This window comes from Proteus genomosp. 4 str. ATCC 51469, assembly GCF_003144375.1.
Lineage (GTDB): Bacteria > Pseudomonadota > Gammaproteobacteria > Enterobacterales > Enterobacteriaceae > Proteus.
In genome coordinates this window covers 1-23,690 of record NZ_PENV01000025.1, presented here as the reverse complement: position 1 = coordinate 23,690, position 23,690 = coordinate 1, and the positions used below count along the sequence as shown (strand labels likewise).

Annotated in this window: 23 protein-coding genes and 1 other annotated feature; of the genes, 8 read left to right on the top strand and 15 right to left on the bottom strand. The window is 38.0% G+C overall.

The window, feature by feature from the left end; all coding sequences use genetic code 11:
• The first annotated feature begins 154 nt into the window (after positions 1 to 154).
• The gene (gene yiaY, locus DK866_RS18425) at positions 155 to 1,306 is read left to right on the top strand and encodes an L-threonine dehydrogenase (RefSeq protein WP_109410085.1); all 1,152 of its coding nucleotides are present in this window, start codon (positions 155 to 157) and stop codon (positions 1,304 to 1,306) included.
• Between the two features lie 148 nt (positions 1,307 to 1,454).
• Here yiaY and hisIE read toward each other — a convergent pair whose 3' ends face one another.
• From hisIE to hisG, 8 genes are read right to left on the bottom strand one after another with little or no spacing between them, the layout of a single operon-like run.
• On the bottom strand, positions 1,455 to 2,072 hold the full coding sequence (hisIE, locus tag DK866_RS18420; RefSeq protein WP_162557035.1) for a bifunctional phosphoribosyl-AMP cyclohydrolase/phosphoribosyl-ATP diphosphatase HisIE: 618 nt from the start codon (positions 2,070 to 2,072) through the stop codon (positions 1,455 to 1,457).
• Positions 2,072 to 2,845, bottom strand: a complete 774-nt coding sequence (hisF, locus tag DK866_RS18415) for an imidazole glycerol phosphate synthase subunit HisF (protein WP_109410083.1) — start codon at positions 2,843 to 2,845, stop codon at positions 2,072 to 2,074. The genes hisIE and hisF overlap by 1 nt, the downstream gene beginning before the upstream one ends.
• Entirely contained in the window at positions 2,827 to 3,564 is a 738-nt protein-coding gene (hisA, locus tag DK866_RS18410; protein ID WP_109410082.1) for a 1-(5-phosphoribosyl)-5-[(5-phosphoribosylamino)methylideneamino]imidazole-4-carboxamide isomerase, read from the bottom strand. The genes hisF and hisA overlap by 19 nt, the downstream gene beginning before the upstream one ends.
• A 6-nt stretch (positions 3,565 to 3,570) precedes the next feature.
• Positions 3,571 to 4,161, bottom strand: coding sequence for an imidazole glycerol phosphate synthase subunit HisH (hisH, locus tag DK866_RS18405; protein ID WP_109410081.1), 591 nt, complete (start codon positions 4,159 to 4,161; stop codon positions 3,571 to 3,573).
• Positions 4,161 to 5,228, bottom strand: a complete 1,068-nt coding sequence (gene hisB / locus DK866_RS18400) for a bifunctional histidinol-phosphatase/imidazoleglycerol-phosphate dehydratase HisB (RefSeq protein WP_109410080.1) — start codon at positions 5,226 to 5,228, stop codon at positions 4,161 to 4,163. Before hisB ends, hisH begins: the two co-directional genes overlap by 1 nt.
• Before the next feature lie 45 nt (positions 5,229 to 5,273).
• Entirely contained in the window at positions 5,274 to 6,356 is a 1,083-nt protein-coding gene (gene hisC / locus DK866_RS18395) for a histidinol-phosphate transaminase (protein ID WP_109410079.1), read from the bottom strand.
• Entirely contained in the window at positions 6,346 to 7,674 is a 1,329-nt protein-coding gene (hisD, locus tag DK866_RS18390; RefSeq protein WP_109410078.1) for a histidinol dehydrogenase, read from the bottom strand. The genes hisC and hisD overlap by 11 nt, the downstream gene beginning before the upstream one ends.
• Before the next feature lie 6 nt (positions 7,675 to 7,680).
• The gene (gene hisG, locus DK866_RS18385; protein WP_109410077.1) at positions 7,681 to 8,580 is read right to left on the bottom strand and encodes an ATP phosphoribosyltransferase; all 900 of its coding nucleotides are present in this window, start codon (positions 8,578 to 8,580) and stop codon (positions 7,681 to 7,683) included.
• A 44-nt stretch (positions 8,581 to 8,624) separates the two neighbouring features.
• Positions 8,625 to 8,755: a sequence feature (His leader region), on the bottom strand.
• A 356-nt stretch (positions 8,756 to 9,111) separates the two neighbouring features.
• Between hisG and DK866_RS18380 the strand changes: the two genes are divergently transcribed.
• Positions 9,112 to 9,933: an SDR family oxidoreductase gene (locus DK866_RS18380; protein ID WP_072069707.1), complete on the top strand. Its 822-nt coding sequence runs from the start codon at positions 9,112 to 9,114 to the stop codon at positions 9,931 to 9,933.
• Here DK866_RS18380 and DK866_RS18375 read toward each other — a convergent pair.
• Positions 9,930 to 10,550, bottom strand: a complete 621-nt coding sequence (locus DK866_RS18375; RefSeq protein WP_109410076.1) for a glutathione S-transferase family protein — start codon at positions 10,548 to 10,550, stop codon at positions 9,930 to 9,932. The genes DK866_RS18380 and DK866_RS18375 overlap by 4 nt on opposite strands.
• 157 nt (positions 10,551 to 10,707) lie before the next feature.
• Between DK866_RS18375 and DK866_RS18370 the strand changes: the two genes are divergently transcribed.
• Positions 10,708 to 11,910 carry a serine hydrolase gene (locus tag DK866_RS18370; protein WP_109410075.1) on the top strand — a complete coding sequence of 401 codons (1,203 nt, stop codon included), beginning with the start codon at positions 10,708 to 10,710 and terminating at the stop codon, positions 11,908 to 11,910.
• Positions 11,911 to 12,058: 148 nt separating this feature from the next.
• Here DK866_RS18370 and DK866_RS18365 read toward each other — a convergent pair whose 3' ends face one another.
• The 4 genes from DK866_RS18365 to ybjG all read right to left on the bottom strand — a co-directional run bounded on the left by DK866_RS18365 (position 12,059) and on the right by ybjG (position 18,434).
• A complete protein-coding gene (locus tag DK866_RS18365; protein WP_109410074.1) occupies positions 12,059 to 13,729 on the bottom strand; it encodes a formate--tetrahydrofolate ligase in 1,671 nt (556 codons plus the stop codon).
• Between the two features lie 377 nt (positions 13,730 to 14,106).
• Entirely contained in the window at positions 14,107 to 15,471 is a 1,365-nt protein-coding gene (locus DK866_RS18360; protein ID WP_109410073.1) for an L-serine ammonia-lyase, read from the bottom strand.
• A gap of 125 nt (positions 15,472 to 15,596) precedes the next feature.
• Positions 15,597 to 16,913, bottom strand: a complete 1,317-nt coding sequence (locus DK866_RS18355) for an HAAAP family serine/threonine permease (RefSeq protein WP_109410072.1) — start codon at positions 16,911 to 16,913, stop codon at positions 15,597 to 15,599.
• 909 nt (positions 16,914 to 17,822) lie between these two features.
• Positions 17,823 to 18,434 (bottom strand): undecaprenyl-diphosphate phosphatase, encoded by a 612-nt coding sequence (ybjG, locus tag DK866_RS18350; RefSeq protein WP_109410071.1) that lies wholly within the window; start codon positions 18,432 to 18,434, stop codon positions 17,823 to 17,825.
• A 237-nt stretch (positions 18,435 to 18,671) separates the two neighbouring features.
• Between ybjG and DK866_RS18345 the strand changes: the two genes are divergently transcribed.
• Positions 18,672 to 19,097 carry a secondary thiamine-phosphate synthase enzyme YjbQ gene (locus DK866_RS18345; protein WP_109410070.1) on the top strand — a complete coding sequence of 142 codons (426 nt, stop codon included), beginning with the start codon at positions 18,672 to 18,674 and terminating at the stop codon, positions 19,095 to 19,097.
• 254 nt (positions 19,098 to 19,351) lie between these two features.
• On the opposite strand, the gene DK866_RS18340 is transcribed toward DK866_RS18345, so the two are convergent.
• Positions 19,352 to 19,615: a GrxA family glutaredoxin gene (locus DK866_RS18340; RefSeq protein WP_088493321.1), complete on the bottom strand. Its 264-nt coding sequence runs from the start codon at positions 19,613 to 19,615 to the stop codon at positions 19,352 to 19,354.
• A 171-nt stretch (positions 19,616 to 19,786) separates the two neighbouring features.
• Here DK866_RS18340 and DK866_RS18335 point away from each other — a divergent pair, with 171 nt between their 5' ends.
• From DK866_RS18335 to DK866_RS18320, 4 genes are all read left to right on the top strand, one after another.
• Positions 19,787 to 20,089 carry a YbjC family protein gene (locus DK866_RS18335; protein ID WP_109410069.1) on the top strand — a complete coding sequence of 101 codons (303 nt, stop codon included), beginning with the start codon at positions 19,787 to 19,789 and terminating at the stop codon, positions 20,087 to 20,089.
• A gap of 168 nt (positions 20,090 to 20,257) precedes the next feature.
• Positions 20,258 to 20,773 (top strand): YbjN domain-containing protein, encoded by a 516-nt coding sequence (locus tag DK866_RS18330; protein WP_109410068.1) that lies wholly within the window; start codon positions 20,258 to 20,260, stop codon positions 20,771 to 20,773.
• Positions 20,774 to 20,803: 30 nt separating this feature from the next.
• On the top strand, positions 20,804 to 21,937 hold the full coding sequence (rlmC, locus tag DK866_RS18325) for a 23S rRNA (uracil(747)-C(5))-methyltransferase RlmC (protein ID WP_109410067.1): 1,134 nt from the start codon (positions 20,804 to 20,806) through the stop codon (positions 21,935 to 21,937).
• A gap of 106 nt (positions 21,938 to 22,043) precedes the next feature.
• Positions 22,044 to 23,243: a multidrug effflux MFS transporter gene (locus DK866_RS18320; RefSeq protein WP_109410066.1), complete on the top strand. Its 1,200-nt coding sequence runs from the start codon at positions 22,044 to 22,046 to the stop codon at positions 23,241 to 23,243.
• 84 nt (positions 23,244 to 23,327) lie between these two features.
• Here DK866_RS18320 and DK866_RS18315 read toward each other — a convergent pair.
• Positions 23,328 to 23,690 (bottom strand): IS3 family transposase (locus DK866_RS18315; protein ID WP_208624198.1); only part of this gene is annotated, 363 nt, incomplete at its 5' end.

The window sequence follows — 23,690 nt, the reverse complement described above, 5'->3', positions numbered from 1 at the left end:
ATTAATAGGGTAATTGGGCTTCTTTATTTAATTACCTGTAATAACATGATAAACAAATTGATATTTATTCATTATTTTGATGATGATCAATTTAAGAACAAAAAGAATAGAACATATTAAAACGTAGATTTAATTACTAAAAAGGAAGTCAATAATGGCAGTTTCAACATTCTATATCCCTTCTGTAAATAAAATTGGTGCTGGTTGCCTTGCTGATGCTGTAAGTTCAATGAAAGACTTCGGTTTTCATAAAGCGTTGATCGTCACTGATAGCATTTTAAATCAACTGGGTGTTGTTGATAAAGTCATTAAGTTACTGACAGAAGCTGGTATTTCTAGCGTAACTTATGACGGAACTGCACCAAACCCTACTGTTGAGAACGTAGAAGCGGGTTTAGCTCTGCTGAAAGAAAATCAATGTGACTGTGTGATTTCTTTAGGCGGTGGTTCTCCACATGATTGCGCTAAAGGTATCGCGTTAGTGGCTTCTAATGGTGGAAAAATTGCAGATTACGAAGGTGTTGATCGTTCAGCTAAACCTCAATTACCACTGATTTCAATTAATACCACTGCAGGTACTGCATCAGAAATGACACGTTTTTGTATCATCACAGATACAGCGCGTCATATCAAAATGGCTATCGTTGATAAAAACGTCACTCCAATCTTATCTGTAAATGACTCAGAATTAATGATTGGTATGCCAAAAGGCTTAACCGCTGCAACAGGTATGGATGCATTAACTCATGCGGTTGAAGCGTATGTCTCAATCGCTGCAAACCCAATCACCGACGCGTGTGCATTAAAAGCAGTTACTATGATCAGCGAGTCTTTACGTAAAGTTGTTGATAATGGTGGTGATGCACAAGCTCGTGAAAACATGGCTTACGCTCAATTCTTAGCAGGTATGGCATTTAATAACGCTTCTTTAGGTTATGTACATGCTATGGCTCACCAATTAGGTGGTTTCTATAACTTACCTCATGGTGTGTGTAATGCGGTTTTATTACCACATGTTCAAGCTTATAACATCCAAGCCGCTGCGGGTCGCTTAAAAGATATCGCACAAGCAATGGGTGTTGATGTTTCTGCAATGAGCGATGAGCAAGGTGCTCAAGCATGTATCGAAGAAATTCGTAAAATGGCTAAAGATGTGGGTATTCCAGCAGGTCTAAAAGAATTAGGCGTGAAAGAAGAAGATTTCAAAACATTAGCTGAAAATGCGCTGAAAGATGCTTGTGCAATCACTAACCCTGTTCAGGGTACTGAAAGTGATGTTATCGAGTTATTCCGCCAAGCTATGTAATGCTCAAGACATAAATAACAACTGATACTTGTTATTTTATGTCTTAACTAAGTAATAAAAGCACCTCAAAATTTCTCATTGAGGTGCTTTTTTGTTTATATGTTACTTTCTCGTTTGGTAGCTTTAGAGAGGATTGATTAGCTAGAGATTATTCGGCTTTTTTATGACGCTCTTGCAGGCAACCAATGACATCAGAGAGTGATAATGATTGGTCTTGTAACAATACCATTAAGTGATAGAGCAAATCAGAGGCTTCGTTTCTTAGCTCTTCTCTGTCATTAACTGTGGCGGCTAATGCGGTTTCTACACCTTCTTCTCCAACTTTTTGAGCTATTCGTTTTGTACCGCTGGCGTAAAGACGGGCAGTGTACGAGCTATCTGGTGAAGCATTTTTACGCTCACGTAATATATTCTCCAGCTCATAGAGAAATCCCCACTGGCTTTGTGCAGGAGCAAAGCAACTTTCAGTGCCATTATGGCAAGTTGGTCCAATCGGGTTAGCTAAAATAAGTAAAGTATCATTATCACAGTCAGGATAAATATTGACTAATTTGAGAAAGTTGCCTGATGTTTCACCTTTTGTCCATAAACGTTGCTTAGTGCGAGAATAGAAAGTGACATTTCCACTTTTTAGTGTCATATCTAGCGCTTCTTTATTCATGTAGCCTAGCATTAATACATCACCTGAAATGGCATTTTGGATAATAACTGGCATGAGATTATCCACTTTTTCCCAATCTAATTGCGCTAATGTTTCACTATTCATTATATTCTTACCTTAACGTCATTTTTTGCAAGATATTGTTTTAATTCGTTAATGTTGATAATTTGTTTGTGAAAAACAGACGCTGCAAGTGCGCCATCAACATTGGCTAATTTGAAGGCATCAAGAAAGTGTGACATTTCGCCAGCACCACCAGAGGCAATAAGAGGTACATCTGCAACTTGGCGCACTTGAGCTAATTGTTTCAAGTCATAGCCTTGTCTTACACCATCTTGATTCATCATATTTAAAACAATTTCACCTGCGCCTAGCTTTTGAACTTCACGTACCCAATCAAGTGTTTTCCAGTGTGTTTGTTGAGTGCGTTTCTCATCACCTGTGAATTGATAAACTAGGTATTCACCTGTCTTTTCATCAAACCAAGTATCGATACCTACGACAACACATTGCACACCGTAGCGTTCTGCCAAGCGTGAAATCAATGTTGGATCAGAAAGCGCAGGGGAGTTGATCGAAATCTTGTCTGCCCCAAAAGAGAGAATTTTTCCTGCATCTTCAACAGAACGAATGCCACCAGCAACACAAAATGGTATATCAATGACTTCAGCGACGCGTGACACCCAGCTTTTATCAACAACTCGACCATCAGAAGAGGCGGTAATATCATAAAATACAAGCTCGTCAGCGCCTTCTTTGGCATAACGTTCAGCAAGAGGGACAATATCTCCAATAATTTCATGATTACGAAATTGAACACCTTTAACGACTTGTCCATCACGAACATCAAGACAAGGAATTATGCGTTTTGCCAACATGATATCGCCTCTTTTAATGTAAATTTGCCTTCTAATAATGCTCGACCAACAATAATACCAGTGACGCCAGATGCTGGAAGTGCTGCGATATCTTGTAAATTACCAATACCACCAGAAGCTTGAAATAAAATGTCAGGAAAACGTTGGCTAATTTCTGTATACAATTCAACGTTAGAGCCTGCCAATGTGCCGTCACGAGAAATATCGGTACACAACACATGTTTTAATCCGACACTTTGATAAAGTTCGATGATCTCTTCGAGGGTATAGGGGGAATTTTCTTGCCAGCCACTCACCGCTACCCATTTTTTGCCTTGTTTATCAATACGAACATCAAGGGCTAACACAATGGCATCTGCACCATAACGTTCAAACCACGTTTTCACCATTTCGGGCTGACTGATTGCAGTAGAGCCAATAACAACTCTGCTTGCCCCTGCATCGAGTAATGATTTCACATCATCTTCAGTGCGAATGCCACCACCCACTTGTACTGGTATATTCACACAAGCAACAAGCTCTTTTAACAGTGAAATTTGGCGGGCAGAAGGATCTTTTGCACCTGTTAGATCCACTAAATGAAGGAGTTTTGCACCGTCTTTTTCATATTGTTGATAGCGTGTCAGCGGATTATCATCGTAATCGCGTTGTTTTGCATAATCACCTTGATGAAGGCGAACGACTTTTCCGTCAATTAAATCTAATGCTGGAATGATCATAACGCGTTACATCTCCAAAAAATTCTTGATAAGTTGGGCCCCAGCTTTTCCTGAGCGCTCTGGGTGAAATTGCACACCATAAAAATTATCTTTTTGAATTGCGCTACTAAAACGAGAGCCGTATTCAGTTTCGGCAATGGTTGATTCATTTAATGCTAAACCATAGCTGTGAACAAAATAGAACCAAGCATCATTATCAAGAGAACGAAAAAGGGGATGGGCAGGCTTTGCTAATACTTGATTCCAACCCATATGAGGTAATGGTAAACCAGCTGTATCTAACTTATCAATTGTGCCATCAACTAACCCTAATAAAGGGACACCTTTTCCTTCTTCACTCAGAGAAGCCAATATTTGCATGCCTAAACAAATCCCTAAAACAGGCTGTGTTAATGCTTTAATTAAAGGAATTAATTCGCGTGCTTCCAGTTGTTCCATTGCTGCGCGAGCCGTTCCCACTCCAGGTAAAAAGAGTTTATCCGCAGATAGCACAACGTTTTTTTCATAGGAAATAATGGGATCATAGCCGAGTCGCTTAACGGCATAAGCGACGGAGGCTAAATTGGCACAACCTGTATCGAGAATAACCACTTTCATCACAGAACACCTTTTGAGCTTGGTAAAGTATTACCTTCAACACGAATGGCTTGGCGTAATGTACGACCAAAGACTTTGAATAAGCTTTCTGCTTTGTGGTGATCGTTTTTGCCTTTCGATTTTAGGTGTAATGTGCAACCCATGGTGTAAGAGAGTGAACGGAAAAAGTGTTCTATCATCTCAGTACTTAGATCACCGACACGTTGATATTTAAATTCTGCTTTGTATTCAAGGTGTGGGCGACCTGAAATATCTAATGCACAGCTTGCAAGGCATTCATCCATCGGTAATGTAAAACCAAAACGAGCAATGCCGCGTTTATCACCCAATGCTTCACGCAGGGCTTCACCTAAAGCAAGACCCGTGTCTTCAACAGTGTGGTGATCGTCAATCACTAAGTCGCCTTGTACATTGATGTTCATACGAAAACCGCCGTGAGTGGCAATTTGATCAAGCATATGATCAAAGAAGCCAACACCAGTGCTGATTTGGCTGTCACCTTCACGATCAAGCCAGATATCAATAGCAATTTGCGTCTCTTTTGTCTTACGTTCAACGTGAGCGTAGCGATCTTTTTTGGTGAGTTGTTCTGTGATGACCGCCCAATTAAGCTCATTGGAATTATAAAGTAAGCCTTTGATACCCATATTTTCAGCTAACTGAATATCTGTTTGTCTATCGCCAATAACGTAGCTGTTATCTTTATCGAGTGCGCCATCAACTAAGTATTGTGTCACAAGCCCTGTTTCAGGTTTGCGACAAGGGCAGTTATCTTCAGGTTTATGAGGGCAAATTAAAACATCATCAAAAGTTATTCCTTGTGATGACAAAATTTGCATCATCAAATTATGAGGAGGATCGAAATCCGCTTGAGGAAAACTTTCTGTACCTAATCCATCTTGATTAGTGATCATAATAAGCTTGTAACCTGCTTTTTGTAGCGCGGTCAGTGCGGGGATCACACCATTTTCAAAGGCGAGTTTATCGAGTCTATCAACTTGATAATCTGTAGGTGGCTCGGTGATTAAAGTGCCATCACGGTCAATAAAAAGAATTTTTTGGCTCATGGTAAGCTCCCTCAGTTGCGATTTTTGTTGTTATCGTTTTATCTTTTATACGTTTGCAGTTTGAATATTTTTTATAGCGTTGATCACGCTATCACATTCTTCGGTAGTACCGATAGAAATACGCAAGCAACCATTAAGCCCATATTGACGTTGTTGATCGCGTAAAATAATCCCTTGCTCCCATAAAGTACGGAAAACCTGATTAGCATCAGTGAATTTCACTAAAATATAGTTGGTTTCACTGTTATAAACCTGCTCGACATTCGGTAATTTTTTTAACGCTTCAGATAAGACCGTTCTGTTACGTGATATTTCAGCAACACGATTTTTCATCACATCAATACCTACCTCAGTTAATGCTTGTGCTGCAATATCGGCAACAGGTGTTGACAATGGATATGGGGCGATCACTTTTAGTAATAATTCAATGACTGGTGGATTGGCAAGCGTAAATCCACAGCGCAACCCTGCTAATGCAAATGCTTTCGATAAGGTGCGCAAAATGACTAAATTCGGATAATCTTCAAGCCATGAAACAATTGATGCTTGTGGACAAAATTCTATATAAGCTTCATCAACTGCAACTATAGCTTTGCCTTTAGCGAGTTCTAATACATCACGAATAAGTGAAGGGTTAACAATGTTTCCTGTTGGGTTATTGGGGCTACAAATATAGATCAGTTTTACATTATCAAGCTTTGATGCAATGGCTTTGACGTCGGGGCTCCAATCAGCAAGTGTAGGGACAACACGTTGTTCTATACCAAATGTTTCTGCACTTACGCTATACATGCCATAAGTGGGAGGACAATAAAGCACAGCATCTTTACCAGGTTCGCAAAACGCACGAATAAGTAGTTCAATGGCTTCATCTGCCCCACGACTGACTAAGACTTGATTTGGATTAACACCTGCATATGCAGCATAACGATTAATGACATTAACAGGCTGACACTCAGGATAACGGTTTAAATTTTTTTCATTAAAAGTAAATTCAGGTGCAACGGGGTATTCATTTGCATTTAACCAAACCGAACCATTTCCACCTAAACGTCTAGCAGATTGATAAGGAGTTAACTCACGTACATTTTTTCGGGCAAGTGAGGTGATATCAAATTCATTTTTCATTGTTATTTTTCCCCTGAGCCAAAGCATTAACACGAAGTGTGACCGCATTTTTGTGAGCGGTTAATTGTTCAGCTTGCGCTAGTATTTCAATAGTTTGTGCTAAATCAGATAAACCTTGTGCTGTGAGTTTTTGTACAGTCATGCGTTTCATAAAGTCAGCTAGACCTAAACTTGAGTAGGTTGAGGTATAACCATAAGTCGGTAGAACATGATTAGTGCCTGAAGCATAATCTCCCGCAGATTCAGGAGACCAAGCACCAAGAAAAACAGAACCGGCACTGGTAATGCTATCAACACGTGCATCAGCATCATTAGTTTGAATAATCAAGTGTTCAGGGCCATAGCTATTGCTGATTTCAATACATTGATCGAGATCGCGAGTAATAATGACTCGACTTTCAGCTAAAGCTTGTTTGGCAATTTCAGCTCGGCTTAATTGAGTAAGTTGTGTTTCCGTTTCAGCAATAACGGCTTTGGCTAATGTTTCATCTGGGGTTAATAATACGACTTGTGAATCAGGGCCATGCTCTGCTTGCGACAGTAAGTCAGCAGCAATGAATGCAGGATTTGCATCTGCATCAGCAATCACCAAAACTTCTGAAGGGCCTGCTGGCATATCAATAGCTGCACCTTGTAGCGATTGGCTGACTTGACGTTTGGCTTCAGTAACATAAGCATTACCGGGGCCAAAAATTTTATCTACTTTAGGGATAGATTCTGTACCAAACGCCATTGCTGCAATCGCCTGCGCGCCACCCACTTGGAATATTTCATCAATACCAATTTGTTGAGCAATATATAAAATTTCATCAGCAATAGGAGGGGGGGAGCAAAGAATAACTTTGCGACAACCTGCAATACGCGCTGGGATACCTAACATCATTACGGTTGAAAGTAATGGAGCCGAACCACCAGGAATATAAAGTCCTACAGCATCAATGGGTCTGCTTACTTGTTGACAAAATACACCAGGTTGAGTTTCCACGTTGATAGTGTTAGGAATTTGAGCTTCATGAAAACGACGAATATTATTCATCGCCTGTGCTATTGCTTGTTTTATTTCGTTATTTAGTCTTGTTGTGGCTTCATCAATTTGCGTTTTTGGCACCAATACACTTTCCGGCGCTGCCTTATCGAATTTTTGGCTAAGTGCTTTAAGCGCTTTATCCCCATCATTGCGTACCTGTGAAATGATGCTAGCAACTTGTTCTGTAATTGAACCGGATGCTGAAATAGCAGGGCGAGTTAATAGCACTTGTTGCTGTTCTTGCGTGCATTCATTCCAGTAATTTAATGTATTAAAACCCGTTTTCATCATTTCACCTTATTCCATCATTTTTTCAATTGGTAAAACAAGAATTGAACTCGCACCTAATGCTTTTAGTTTTTCCATGGTTTCCCAGAATAGGGTTTCACTGCTGACCATGTGCATTGCAACGCGATTCTGGTCACCCGCAAGAGGTAGAATAGTAGGTCTTTCAGCACCAGGAAGTAACGCAATGACATCTTCGAGGCAATCACTTGGTGCGTGTAACATAATGTATTTTGATTCTCGAGCTTGGATGACACCTTGAATACGAGTCAGTAAACGGTCGATAAGGGCTTGTTTGTCGGTTTCCATTTCTCCGTCGCGTTGGATCAAACACGCTTTTGAACGGTAAATAACTTCAACTTCTTTCAGACCGTTAGCTTCTAATGTTGCACCAGTAGAAACTAAGTCGCAGATAGAGTCAGCAAGACCTGCACGAGGAGCGACTTCAACAGAGCCATTTAATAGACATGATTTAAATTTGATGCCTTTTTGGTCTAAATAACGTTTTAGTAGATTGGGGTAAGAGGTGGCAATACGTGTATTATCTAGGCATTCAACACCTTGATAGTCGAAATCAACAGGAGTCGCAAGAGATAAACGGCAACCACCAAAATCGAGGCGTCGTAGCGTGAGATAGCTTGGGTTTTCGCCTTGTGCACGGCGTTTTAATAATTCTTCTTCTAATACGTTTTCACCAATAATCCCTAAATCAACCACGCCGTCCATCACTAGACCTGGAATATCGTCATCTCTTACACGTAAAATATCGATTGGCATATTTTCCGCATAAGCGATCAGACGTTGTTGGTTTAAGTTAATTTTGATGCCACAACGCGCTAAAAGGGCACGAGACTCATCACTTAAACGACCTGATTTTTGCATTGCAATTCTTAATCTTGTTTTGTCTAACATAATATTACCCTGTCCTTGTCTCAATTTTTTGTTTGAAAATTAGCTATAAAAAAACCCCGGAAGTTGCCTTCCGGGGTTTTTATTGTTTGTCTGCATTCAGACCACCGGAAGCGTTTCTTAAACGTCTTCCAGCACTCATCGCCTGAAAGACTAGTCAGGATGATGGTGATGATGGTGGTTTAGTTGAATGCTATACATAATTATTTTCCTAGCTAATTACACTATTTGTTATTTGATATGCCCGTTACTATTAATTTGTATTTAGTAACCAACATTCAGAATTTGTCTGCCTTTCAACCTACATGATTTGCAAAGTGAAAAGCAACCTATTTTTTAATAATAATTTAATTATTTTGTAACCTTTTGTTTTTAATGCTATTTTAATATTTCTCTTATTTACTTAATGTGGCAAGTGAGCGAGTATATAGGGGTATGCTAAAAATTAACGAAATATAAGTAGTATTTATATGTAATGGCGAAATGAAAATTTTATAGCATACTTTAACTAAGCCATTTAAGTAGGGGAGCAAAATGAAACGAATAACCATCGTTGGATTAGGTTGGTTAGGTTTACCACTTGCCGCTGCGTTGCGTGATGCAGGTTATCAAGTTAAAGGGACTAAAACCACCGAAGATGGCGTAGAAGCAGCAAGAATGAGTGGCGTTGATTGCTGTTTAGTGAATTTAACACCCGCAATTGAATGTGATAGAGATGATTTTGATTACTTAATGGAAACTGACGTACTGATCATCACGTTGCCACCAAGTGCCGCTGGTGGCGGTTATGATTATGTTGAAGCTATTCAAACGTTAGTGGATAGTGCAATGTCTCGCCATGTTACGAGAGTGATTTATATTAGTTCTACTTCTGTATATGGCAATCAAACAGGTAATATCACAGAAGAAATGGATATTCGGCCAGAAACACAATCGGCAAAAATGTTAGCTGAAGTTGAAAACTGGTTACATCGTTTACCGTTAACCACGGTTGATATTCTTCGATTGGCTGGGTTAGTTGGCCCTGGTCGTCATGCTGGACGTTTTTTATCAGGTAAAAAACAGGTAAAAGGCGCGCATCAGTGTGTCAATTTAGTCCATTTAGATGATGTAATTTTTGCGGTTGAACAACTGCTTGCACAAAATGAAGGTGGTCATTTATATAATTTATGTGCCCCAATTCATCCTAAAAAGAAAGATTTTTACTCAAGAGTATCCTCTCAGCTTGATCTTATTCCCCCAGAATTTGCAGATGAAGAGAAGCCGTTAATACGGGAGATTGACGGTCAGGAGATCTGTCGAGATCTTGGATTCCATTACCATTATCCAGATCCCGACAAAATGCCAATGAATTAACTTACAGGCAGTAACACGACATCACGGAAAAGAGATCTTTCACTTAATTGTGCAAACCATCGTTCAATATGTGGGAAGTGAGGTCGGTCTTTACAAACCTCGAGCCATGGATAAACCAGTGGTGCGATAGCGATATCAGCAAGAGAGATCTCATCTCCAGCAAAATAAGTTGTTTTTGCCAGTTGGTTATCTGCAATTTTTATCAGTTTGTTAAGCTTTTCTTTTAATGCTTCAACAAGCTCGGGGTTCTGTTGCTCTTTAGGTGTGCGAACAATCATTATCATCATTTGTTGAATGGGTGAAAATAGGCTGCCATTTGACCAATCCATCCATTTTTCTACATTTGCTCGTTGTTTAGGATCAATTGGATAGAGTGCGTTATTCTCATATTTTGAGCATAAATAACGAATAATGGTGTTAGACTCCCATAACACAAAGTCATCATCTTGTAATGTTGGGATAGAAGCGTTGGGATTCATTGCTAAATAATTTGCTTCATTGAGTCCGCCAAATGGGCCTCCAACATCAATTTGCTCATAAGGAACATTTAACTCCTTTAAGCACCAAAGAACTTTTTTAACGTTAGATGAGTTTTTTCTACCCCAGACTTTTAACATAAAGGTCTCCTAAACCACGATAAGTAATAAAATTTCCCTCTATAGGGCGCTAAACATGAATATAAGATAAATCTCTATATATCAATGTTGGCGTCTTATTCCAGAAAGCCATATAGTAGGAAAGCTTTAACAAATTGATATAAAAGGGTGATCGGTAATGAAAAAAAATATTCCATCTGTTCTGGGTAAGGTTACCGCGGGAATGGGTTTACTGCTAATTATTTCTAGTCCTTCATTTGCGGTAAATAATCCTGTACCTCCTCAAATAGAGGCAAAATCTTATGTATTAATGGATTACAATAGCGGAAAAATTTTGGCATCGGAGAAACCTGATGAGCGTTTAGATCCCGCAAGTCTGACCAAAATCATGAGTAGCTATGTGGTTGGACAAGCCATCAAAGAAGGGCGAATGTCGCCAGACGATATGGTGATTGTAGGGCGCAATGCGTGGGCAACAGGTAATCCGGTATTAAAAGGTTCATCATTGATGTTCTTGAAACCGGGTGATCAGGTCAAAGTCATTGATTTAAATCGTGGTATGGTCATTCAATCAGGTAATGATGCGAGTATCGCATTAGCTGAACATGTTGCGGGCAGTCAGGAAACCTTTGTGGATTTAATGAACTCCTATGCTAACAATCTGGGTTTAAAAAATACGCACTTTAAAACAGTCCATGGATTAGATTCTGACGGGCAATATACAACAGCACAAGATATGGCACTGTTAACAGCTGCTATGATCCGTGATGTTCCTTCAGAATACGAAATACATAAAGAAAAAGAATTTACATTCAACAATATTCGTCAGCCAAACCGCAATCGTTTATTGTGGAATAAGAATATGAATGTTGATGGTGTGAAAACAGGTCACACGAGTGGTGCTGGATATAATCTTGTATCTTCGGCAACTGAAGGTGATATGCGCTTAATTGCGGTTGTTTTAGGAACTCCATCAGATAAAATCCGTTTTGCTGAAAGTGAAAAATTATTAGGCTGGGGTTTTCGTTTTTTCGAAACGGTAACACCGGTTAAAGAAAACACACCACTAACAACGCAAAAAGTATGGTATGGCGATAAAGGTGAAGTGGCTTTAGGTGTCGCTAATGATGCTTCAATCACTATTCCTAAAGGTGAACTGAAAAATTTAAAAGCCTCGTTTACTTTAACTAATCCAGTATTAGAAGCGCCACTAACGCAAAATCAGGTTGTGGGTACAGTTAACTTCTTATTAAACGATGAAATCATTGAACAACGTCCTTTAGTGGTAAAAGAAGCGGTTGAAGAAGGTGGTTTCTTTAGTCGTATTTGGGATTTTGTGGTTAAAACAGTATCTGGCTGGTTTAACGCTATTTTTGGTTAATTTATCAATAATAGTTTTATCAATGCGTTACTGAGATTTCACCCATAAAGAAAGATTAGTTGTTGTTTTTAAAAAAAATCCGTAATTAAAATAATGATTACGGATTTTTTGTATTTAATGAGATAAAGAGATTGCACACTTTAGAGACTTAAATAAGTCCATCAATTTTCCCTTGATTATCAACATCTACGGCAATGGCTGCTGGAGTTTTCGGTAGTCCAGGCATAGTGGTGATAGAGCCTGTCAGTGCGACAACAAAGCCAGCGCCAGCAGAAACATATACTTCACGCACATTTATCGAAAAATCAGTAGGGCGACCTAATAAAGCGGGATTATCCGAGAGAGAATATTGTGTTTTTGCCATGCATACGGGGAAATGACCGAAACCCATATTTTCTATTTGTTCCAACATTTTGCGAGCATGTTGGCTATAGGTCACACCATTTGCTCCATAGATCTCTTTTGCGACAGTATTAATTTTTTCACTAAGTGAGGCATTATCAGGATAAATTAATTGGAATTGACTATGTTCATTTTCAAGTGTATCAATGATTTGATTCGCTAATTCAATACCGCCTGCGCCCCCTTTTTCCCACACTTTTGTAATTGCAAATCGACAATCCCTATCTAGACAAAATTGCTCGATAAACTGATGTTCTGCAATACTATCGGTAACATAGGCATTAAGTGAAACAATCACAGGTAAGCCATATTTTTTAAGGTTTTCAATATGTTTTTCTAGATTGACAATACCTTTTTCAAGCGCAACTAAATCCTCATTATTCCATTCTCCTTTCCCTAAGCCACCGTTATATTTTAGTGCTTTTGTAGTCACAACAATCACTGCACAATCTGGGTGTAATCCACTTATTCTGCATTTTATATCAAAGAATTTTTCAGCACCTAAATCAGCACCAAAACCCGCTTCTGTAATAGTGATATCAGCAAGTTGAAGAGCCAATTTTGTTGCTCTCACACTATTACAACCATGGGCAATATTAGCGAATGGGCCACCATGAATAATTGCTGGCGTATTTTCGAGTGTCTGCACTAGATTAGGGTTAATAGCATCTTTTAACAAACTGGCCATTGCGCCAACAGCTTGTAAATCGTTAGCAGTGATAGGGGCGCCATTGTAAGAATAAGCAACAATAATCTGAGAAAGTCTTTGTTTTAAGTCTTGAATATCCTCAGCTAAACATAGGATTGACATAATTTCAGAAGCAACAGTAATAACAAAGTTATCTTCTCTTGTGATACCGTCTTTTTCGCCACCCAATCCCACAACAATATTTCGTAAAGTGCGATCGTTCATATCCATACAACGTTTAAACACGATTTTCTTAGGATCGATATTTAAAGGATTACCTTGATAAATGGAGTTATCAAGCATGGCGGCCAGTAAGTTGTTTGCTGATGTAATCGCATGAAAATCGCCAGTAAAATGAAGATTAAGATCTTCCATTGGCACAACTTGAGAATAACCCCCCCCAGCAGCTCCCCCTTTAATACCAAAGCAAGGGCCTAATGAGGGTTCGCGTAATGCGATAATGGCACTTTTTCCAATATGGTTAAGGGCTTGCCCTAATCCAACGGTGACGGTTGTTTTACCTTCACCTGCAGGGGTAGGATTAATTGCGGTGACTAAAACCAGTTTTCCTGTTTTTTTTGTAGCAACTTTAGGCCAAATGCTGTGGCTAAATTTAGCTTTGTATTTGCCATAAAACTCGATATCGTCTTGATCAATATTTAAATTTTTAGCAATGTCTTGAATTGGTAAGAGGTGTGCTTCTTGGGAGATTTGAATATCTGATTTCATTTTAGTTCTCTTTTTTATCCCGCTTTTGATGTCTCTAGTGATCTTTACTCATCAACTGTAGCCAAGGATCTAAATAAGGCCAATAGATTGATTAAGTTGTAATTATTTTCTATTCGATAACGTGTTTATCGTCACACCCTTTAAATAATTTTTGTAACAGACTCCTATCTTTGACATTTTGCTACTTATATTGAGTGATATTTCTGTTTTCAATATTGAGTTTTCTTCTACCCGTATTTTAACTAAGGATGATAATTTAATCTCATCCAAAAAAGATATTCAAAGGGAAGAGCATCATTCTTGATTTTAGATAATAAAAAAGGCGCTGATATCAGCGCCTTACCCATTATAAATATCTGTATTTTGGACTCTCAGGTTTAGTCACAAGAAATTTTAATCGCTAATCCACCTTGAGAAGTTTCACGATATTTAGCATTAATGTCTTTACCGGTTTCGTACATTGTTTCAATGACTTTATCTAAACAAATACGAGGGTCGCTGACACGACGTAACGCCATACGAGATGAATTAACTGCTTGTACGGCTGCGATAGCATTACGTTCAATACAAGGAACTTGTACTTGCCCTGCAACTGGGTCGCAGGTAAGCCCTAAGTTATGCTCCATTGCAATTTCCGCTGCAATACAAACTTGCTCTGGGCTACCGCCTAAAAGCTCAGTTAATGCACCAGCCGCCATTGAACAAGCAACACCCACTTCGCCTTGGCAACCCACTTCAGCACCCGAGATAGATGCATTCATTTTGTAAAGAGAACCAATAACACCTGCGACTAAGAAAAAGCGAGTATAAGAATTTTCATTTATAGGACGAATGAATTTATCGTAGTAAGAAAGTACCGCAGGGATAATGCCACATGCTCCGTTTGTCGGTGCTGTTACAACACGTCCACCAGCCGCATTTTCTTCATTGACGGCAAGGGCGAACATATTGATCCAGTCAACAACAGTCATAGGATCGGTTGTGGTTTTATCTTCTGTTACTAACATACGACGTAATGCAGAAGCACGGCGCGGTACACGTAATGGCCCTGGTAATAAGCCTTCGGTATTTACACCTCGCTCAATACCAGACTTCATTACTTCCCAAACTGCAGCTAAATGAGCCGAAATTTCTTCTTTGCTACGCAATGCTAATTCGTTTTGCATCACTAATGCAGATAAAGAGAGACCTGTTTCTTTACAATGACGACGTAAATCAGCCGCATATTGATAAGGATAAGGGACTTGAACCGTATTTTCTTCAGGTTGACCAAAATGCTCTTCATCAACAATAAAACCACCGCCAATAGAATAATAGGTTTTTTTCAATAGAACCTGTTCACCATTATAAGCGGTGATGGTCATACCATTCTCATGGAGGGGTAAATTGCTTTTATGAAAATTCATACCACCATCAACAGGGAAATCCACTTCTTTAATGCCATTTGCTAGCATTAAGCGGCCTGTTGCTTCTACTTGTTTTATAAATGGGGTAATAGAATCTATATCGACAGTATCGGGTAAATTTCCTGCTAATCCCATAATAATAGCAATATCAGTTGCGTGACCTTTACCCGTTAAAGATAAAGAGCCATAAACATCAACGATAACGCGGGAAACAGAAGAAAGTAGATTTTTTTCAGCAAGGATATCAACGAATTCTTTACCTGCTTTCATTGGGCCTACAGTGTGTGAACTTGAAGGACCGATACCGATTTTAAAAATATCAAAGACGCTAACCATAATATTCGCCTCCCTAATTAATTTAAAGGCGCAACTGTGTGATTATTAGAGTGATAAGTGTCAGTTTTGAAGTCTAAATCTGTAATGGCTACTTCCTTTTACGAAAGTAGCCATTAGATGCCTTATTAGCCCACGAAAGAGTTAATTAAGCTATAGAAAACTGCTGAGATTGCGATAAGACCCATGATTACAACGAATACGTTGCTGATATGGCCTTCGTATTTCTTCATTGCTGGTACTTTACGGATTGCATACATAGGCATCAGGAACAGTAACATTGCGATAATTGGACCACCTAATGTTTCAATCATACCTAAAATGCTTGGGTTTAACGTTGCCACGATCCACGTTGTAACCAGCATAAACAGTGCAGTGATTTTGTTTAAACGATCTTTTTCGATTGTTTTACCTTTTTCACGCAGTGATTTGATGATTAAACCGTTGAAACCTTCACGAGCACCTAAATAGTGACCTAAGAAAGATTTAGTAATCGCAACGAAAGCAATGAATGGAGCGATATAAGCGATAACTGGTGCTTCAAAATGGTTAGCAAGGTAAGACAGGATACTGATGTTCTGTGCTTTTGCTTCTGCTAAGTTTTCTGGTGTTAAGCTAAATACACAGCTAAACACGAAGAACATTACAGTGATAACCATCATGATGTGCGCATAAGCTAAAATGCGTGAACATTTTTTCTCAGCGTTTTCGCCGTATTCTTCACGTTTTGCAACAGCAAACGCAGAGATGATTGGAGAGTGGTTGAAAGAGAACACCATTACAGGGATGGCTAACCACAGTGTGACTAATAGGCCTTGACCCATACCTGATGTTGTTGCGTGATCAAAAGAAAGAGTATCAAGTACTGCGCCATTCCACTCAGGAATAAGATACAACGCTAAAACCATCAAGACGGCAACAAATGGGAACACTAACACGCTCATTGCTTTAACGATAGCTTGTTCACCAAAGCGAATGATCGACATGATACCGATGATCAGTATCAGTGATAAAATTGCACGAGGTGGTGCAGACATGTGCATTTGGTTCACAATAAAGCTTTCTACTGTATTGGTGATAGCAACACTATAAACCAATAAAATAGGATAAATAGCAAAGAAATAGAGCAGAGTAATCAGTTTACCTGCTGTTTTACCAAAGTGTTCTTCAACAACTTCAGTGATATCTTCACCTGGGTTTTTACCTGATAACACAAAGCGGCACATACCACGGTGTGCAAAGAAGGTCATTGGAAATGCAAGCACTAACATGATCAACAAAGGAATTAAACCACCGATCCCTGCGTTGATAGGTAAAAATAGAACGCCAGCACCGATAGCCGTACCATATAAACCTAACATCCATACAGTATCTGATTTACGCCATGTTTTGTAATCACCTTGGGTGTTACCCGATGCGATAGAACCAGCTTTGGTTGTATCCATAATACTCTCCGAAATAACGCGGTAAAAAAAATAATGAATAAAAATAAGAGCGTGATTTTATTTCTTATCAGAAACAATCACGACATAAATTTAATTATGAATAAATGAGTGCATTGAGTACCTGGTGTTATCTCAATATCTTCAATTACCACATACTAAAATCTTTAAATTTCAAAAGAATTAGACTCTTTTAAAATTTGAAAAAATATTCGATAAGTTTATATCCAGACTTAAGAGGTGCAGAATATAGTGTTTTTCAGGATAAACTACCGTGATCACCATCTCAAATGCTAAATATAACTGAAAAACCTAAAAATGTAACATTTTTTATATTTTGTGTTTTTAGAGGAGGTTTTAAAACATTTTGAAATACTTTTCCATTTTTAATCGGAATTGAAAATAAAGCCAAATATCCAAATGTTCATATGTTAATGATTAAAATTAGGCTTTTTTATTTCTTCTAAAATAAATGATTTAAATCAATCTGGTTATTTTTATTCACAATTAAAACATTATATTAACCTTGTATATCATTGATATATATGAATTAATTATTTTCTTTTATTTGTGTATAAAAGTAGACAAAAGAATATAAAAATAAGGGAGTACGATTATTTATTAATGATTTTTCTTTATTCTATGAAATAAATATAACAACAATTCAATCATAAGTAGAATATTGTTTATTATTACGACAATAAATTTGTTAATAAATGAGTTTGATACATTACTATATAACGAATATAAAAACTTCATTTTGATTAAAATAACAACATATTTATTTTTGGACAAATAATATAATAATAGAGGATATTTTTATTTATATATTAATATATCAACGTGAGGGTTTACTTAAGTTAAATATAAAAAAGACCACAATAAGTGTGGTCTTTTTCAATGTAAGAAAGGTTAGGCTTTTGTCCAACCTTTACGAATGGGATAAGCAAAACAGAGCTGATAAAGCTGTTGTACCCATTTTTGGAGTATATCTCCGCCCTTAGACCAAAACATTTGACTTAAGCCACAAGAGAGCAGAGCCACAATAAAGGCACCTATCATATCGATTGGCCAATGCACACCAAGGTAAATACGAGCCCAAGCAATCGCTAGTCCTAAACCTAGCATGATATAACCAATACGTTTACTGTTATGCCAAAACAGATAAGCTAATGCAATGGTAAAAACAAACGTACCGTGGTTGCTAGGGAATGAAGGTGTTGCATCATGATCAAGGAAGTTATGACCAATATTAGCAGCGAAAGGACGCTCATGCGGAGCAATTGCACCAATTAACCAAGAGATAGACAATGCAATAGCTAAAGATACGGCGGCTTTGCAGGCTAATGTTCTTTGCTGGCTAAGATGTTTTTCATTACCCCACAACCAATAGAACACTAAAGATAAAGGAAAAAGATAGACAAGGTACTTAGCAATAATTATCGCCATACCGATTTCGAAAGGAGATGCCGCAGGTGTTGCATTCATCATTGAAAATACGGCTAAATTAAATTGTTCCAGCAAAGTAGGCTCCATACATGTCGTGCTGATAAGCGATGTTTATGATACATAATACGCAAGTTTTTAAGGGTAAATGAGGGAGTAATAAGGGTAAAGTGTTTTTTTCTTATTTAATTGTGCTTTTTTTAAAGAATTGTCAGTTTTAGATTTAACTGAGCTAAAGCACTCTTAAAAAGAGTATTTCGCTTATGGTATCGCTCTCACATTGTTCTTTTTTCTTATTTTCAACGAGGTATAAAAATGTGGCTCCAAAAAAACATCATGCTCAACGCAAGGCCAAGAGGGTTCCACTTAATTACACAGGCATTGATTCAAGAATTACCCGAACTAAGACAATATAAAATTGGAATAGCTCATTTTTTTATTCAACATACATCAGCTTCATTAACGATTAATGAAAATGCCGACCCGACAGTACGAAGTGACTTTGAAAGCTTCTTTAATCAAAGTGTTAAAGAGGATGAAGATTACTATCTTCACACTTATGAAGGTAGTGATGATATGCCAGCCCATATAAAAAGTAGTTTACTTGGGCAAAGCGTCACGATCCCTATTAGTCAAGGTGAACTTAATTTAGGGACTTGGCAGGGGATTTATCTTGGGGAACATCGTGATCGTGGTGGCCGTCGTCGTATTATTGTGACATTGCAAGGCGAGTGTTATTAGATTGCAGGCAATAAAAAACCCGACAGTTATTTCACCAAAGGGGTTGAAACTATCGGGCTCCTCAATATTTGGGGACATCAAAGAAAAGCAGTGGCACTAATTCAGACTCCGGGTTAGACAGAAAGTTCGCTGACTAATGAAAAAAAGTAGGATTATTTTTTGGAAAGAGGGGAATATAAAGAGATAATGAGTAAAATAAAAAGGGAAAAGCGCTAAAACATATTGAAAATTAAGCTGTTTTAGCGCTTTTTTAATTAGTTGTAGATGCCTAAATTTTCTTTAGCATAAGCTTCAAAATCTGTGCAACCACCAATGTGTTTCTCATCAATGAAAATTTGTGGCACAGTTTCAACTTCTTTACCGACGGTTTTAGATAAATCAGCTTTTGTAATTCCTTCAGCTTGAATATCTACATAGCGGAAATCAAAATCGTCACGTTTTTCAGACAGAGTTTCAGCCAGTTGTTTAGCACGTACACAATATGGGCAACCCGGACGACCAAAAATAACAACAAACATACGACACTCCTTATTGAGGAAATAAAATTCAGGCATAATAGTCTTTATTGGTTGATACTATGCCCTTTTATTAGGCTAAACAAAAACAGTTATTGCCTTTTAGTGTGATAAATTATACCAATTTGCCGAATAATGAGATAGGACTGCGATACAGCATTTAGCGGAGAAAATATGGAAAAGCCTTCTAAACGGGATATGAAATCACTGTCTGATATGCCAAAACCCATCATAATCATAGAGATCGTGGGTATTATTTTATTAGTGGTTGCATACTTATATATCAATCAATATATCACTTCTCCGCAGTGGTTAGGTACCTACACGGGGCAATTAACTCTGGTTGTTCTGGGCGTTATCTGTATGATCCCACCTTCTATTCATATTGTATGGCGGGCGATTTATCGCTTAACGTTTTTAGGTATTGATAACAATCCCGCAAATAATAAAAAGAAAAAAGAGAATAACAAAGAATAGCGTACTGTTTTTTCTCAACAAAGCATGAAAAACTAAGAAAACCCAATTTGTAAATTGGCTTAATTTTCTTAGTTTTTCTATTTATTAGTGCCTTCAAGATAGAAAAAGTGGCAAAATAGCCTTAATGCCAAAAGGCACTCTTTTCTTTAGCGCGTAAAGGTTATTTGAATGAACGCTGTTGTTACCCCCGATCTGGATCAGCTAAAATCTTGGCTTGATGAACTACAGATTGCTTATTATGAATGTGACTCTTGTCAGGCGTTACATTTACCACATCTTCAATATATCAGTGGCATATTTGATGCTAAAATTGATATTCTGGAAGATGTGCTTGTATTTACCGCTATCGCTGAATTAAAACCCTCAGCAATAGTGCCTTTAATGGCCAATCTTAGCCAAATAAATGCAAGTTCTTTGTTTATTAAAACATTTTTAGAAATTAGTGATGAAAACTTACCTAAGTTAGTATTCTGCCAATCATTCCCTGTTGCTGCGGGGATCTCACTGAATCAATTTGATCTGTTCTTACAAAAAGCAGAAGAGCAATCGGCTGAAGTTGTCAGTGAAATTTTTAATAATGGTTTCTTGTATGGTGAAAAACAAGAAAACGAAAATGAAGAAGATGATGAAGAAGAAGTTGAAATAAGTAGTTCATCAACTGACTCCTCCTATACTGTACATTAATATTAATCTCCATAACGGTCACAAAATCTTATGCAATGCGCACGCTTTAGTGCGGGTGATTGTCATTCTTGTGAATGGCTTTCTCTTGCTTATTCTGAACAAATCAAGAAAAAACAGCACAGCTTATTATCATTGCTACCTGAAGATTATGCTTTTGATAAATTAGCGCCTGTTGAAAGCCAGCAAGCGCAATTTCGTAATAAAGCAAAAATGGTAGTCAGTGGTAGTGTTGAAAAACCTGTATTAGGTCTAAAAACACGAGAGGGGGTGGCTGTCGATTTATGCGAATGCCCTCTTTATCCTGACTCTTTTGCACCGACATTCCCAATTTTAAAAACATTTATAGCGAGAGCAGGATTAGTACCTTACGACATTGAGCGTCGTCGTGGTGAACTTAAGTTTATTTTATTAACTGAAAGCAGAAGCAATGGCACGATGATGTTGCGTTTTGTTTTGCGCTCAGAAAAAAAATTAGAACAACTTCACAAAGCGCTTCCGTGGTTACAAGAACAACTGCCTCAATTAGCTGTTATCTCTGTGAATATTCAACCTGTTCATATGGCTATTCTTGAAGGTGAAACAGAAATTATTCTGACTGAAAAATCATTTTTGGATGAATCTTTTAATCAAATTCCATTACATATTCGTCCTAGAGGTTTTTTCCAAACTAATCCAGAGGTTGCTTCATCACTTTATGCTACGGCCGGTCGTTGGGTAAGAGAATTAAATATCTCACATTTGTGGGATATGTTTTGTGGATCAGGAGGCTTTGGATTACATTGCGCAGATAAATTGACCCAATTGACAGGAATTGAGATTAGCCCTGAAGCAATAGAATGTGCACGCCTCTCTGCTCATGAATTAGGGCTAGAGCATGTTGAGTTTCAAGCCTTAGATTCAACAGGATATGCATTAGCTAAAGAGTCAGTACCTGAATTAGTGCTTGTTAATCCGCCAAGACGAGGGATCGGAGAGGCACTGTGTGGCTATTTAAATAAAATGAAACCTCGCTTTATTCTGTACTCTAGCTGCAATGCTCAAACCATGGCTAAAGATATTCAGCAACTTTCTCATTATCGTATTGATAGAGTGCAGTTGTTTGATATGTTTCCTCATACTGCTCATTATGAAGTGCTTACATTATTGGTATTACAAGACAGTTAAGATATTCATTACAAAATAGGTAATGGATGTTAGTATAAATAAGTATTTAACGCTCGATGGATAACATCGGGCGTTTTCTTTTTTGATTAGATAGGCATTTCATTTCATGCAGAATTTAAAAGCGTTGTTATTAGTGATGGTGCTATTAGGGCCATTAGGGATTGATCTCTATTTACCGACCATACCTGTTATTGCTCAAGATTTAGGAAGTAGTGAATCCCTTATTCAATCGACTATCGCTTTATTTATTTTAGTGTTGGGGGTAGGGCAACTTATATCAGGGCCTTTGGTGGATAAGTTTGGTCGTAAACCTATCGCTATCTCTGGGATCTTTATCTATATTGTGGGTTCTGTCATTGCAACGATCTCTACAGAACCAACGCTTTTTATTATTTCGCGATTATTACAAGCGTCTGCGGTGTGTTGTACTTCCGTTGTGGCTTTTACCTGTGTTCGTGACTGTTTTAATGGTAATGAGGCAGCTCGTGTTTTTGGCTTTTTAAATGGTACCTTAAATATTATTCCTGCACTTGCACCTTTATTAGGTGGATTATTAGCTGAGTATTGGGGATGGCGCGCACCTTTCGGATTTTTAATTTTCTATTCGGTATTTGTGCTAGTTTTGATCACTCGCTTCTTGCCTGAAACTAAACCTGAAAATATAGCTCAATCAAAACAGAAATTAGGTAAAACATACCTTGAAATTTTATGTAGTAAACGTTTTTTAACTTTTGCCCTAGTGAATGCAGGCACAATGGGAATGGCATTAACTTATGTTTCATTTGCCCCTATTGTGTTGATGAATGATGCGAAACTATCACCGCTGATTTTTTCCATTGTTTTTGGTGTAAATGGTTTTTGGATAATGTTTGTCAGTTTTTATGCAAACCGTGTGATCCACCGTGTTGGCAGACCTATTTGTTTGATCTTAGGGGGCGGATTAATGGGATTAGGCTGCGTGAGTTTGTTATTAAGCTTAATGTTTATTCCTGCTGGAATACAAAACCATTGGCTGATTTATATGCTCCCTGTAGCAAGTGCTTGTGCTGGATTAGCCTTTATTATGGGGCCTGCGACAAGTTATGCACTTGAGCCATATTCGCAAACGGCAGGCATTGCCTCTGCTTTAGTTGGTTTTATTCAAATGGCAGGCGGTGCTGCTTTTGGTTTAACTGCACTGGCATCACCTGTACAACCTAAATTAGCGTTAGCTGTTGTCATGTTAATTGGGAGTTTGTTGGCATGGAATGCGTATCGAGTAAGCCATAAAGAAGCGTTAATAGAAAAGCAGGCTACACAAAAATAGAACATGTATTTGTTGTTTATTCCAACATAAAAAATACCCCAGAGTGAAAAAATGAACTGACCCCAGTTTATTGGACAGTTTAAATTAGTTAGGTAAAGACTGAGTTCGGTATTGAACCGGACTCAGTCCTTTTAATTTTATCTTGATCCGTTCCGTATTGTAATACTTGATATATTCATGAAGTTCTTCTTCTAGTTCATCCAAATCTCTAAATTGCTTTGTATAAAAACATTCTGTTTTTAATATGCCAAAAAAATTTTCTATTACTGCATTGTCTAAACAATTTCCTTTTCGTGACATACTTTGAGTAATGCCTTGTTTCTTAAGACTATTGTGATAACGGCTCATTTGGTATTGCCATCCTTGATCTGAGTGCAGTATAAGCTCGCCTCCCTGAGTCAATTTTGAAAAGGCTTGGGTAAGCATCTGTTCAATCATGTTGTAATG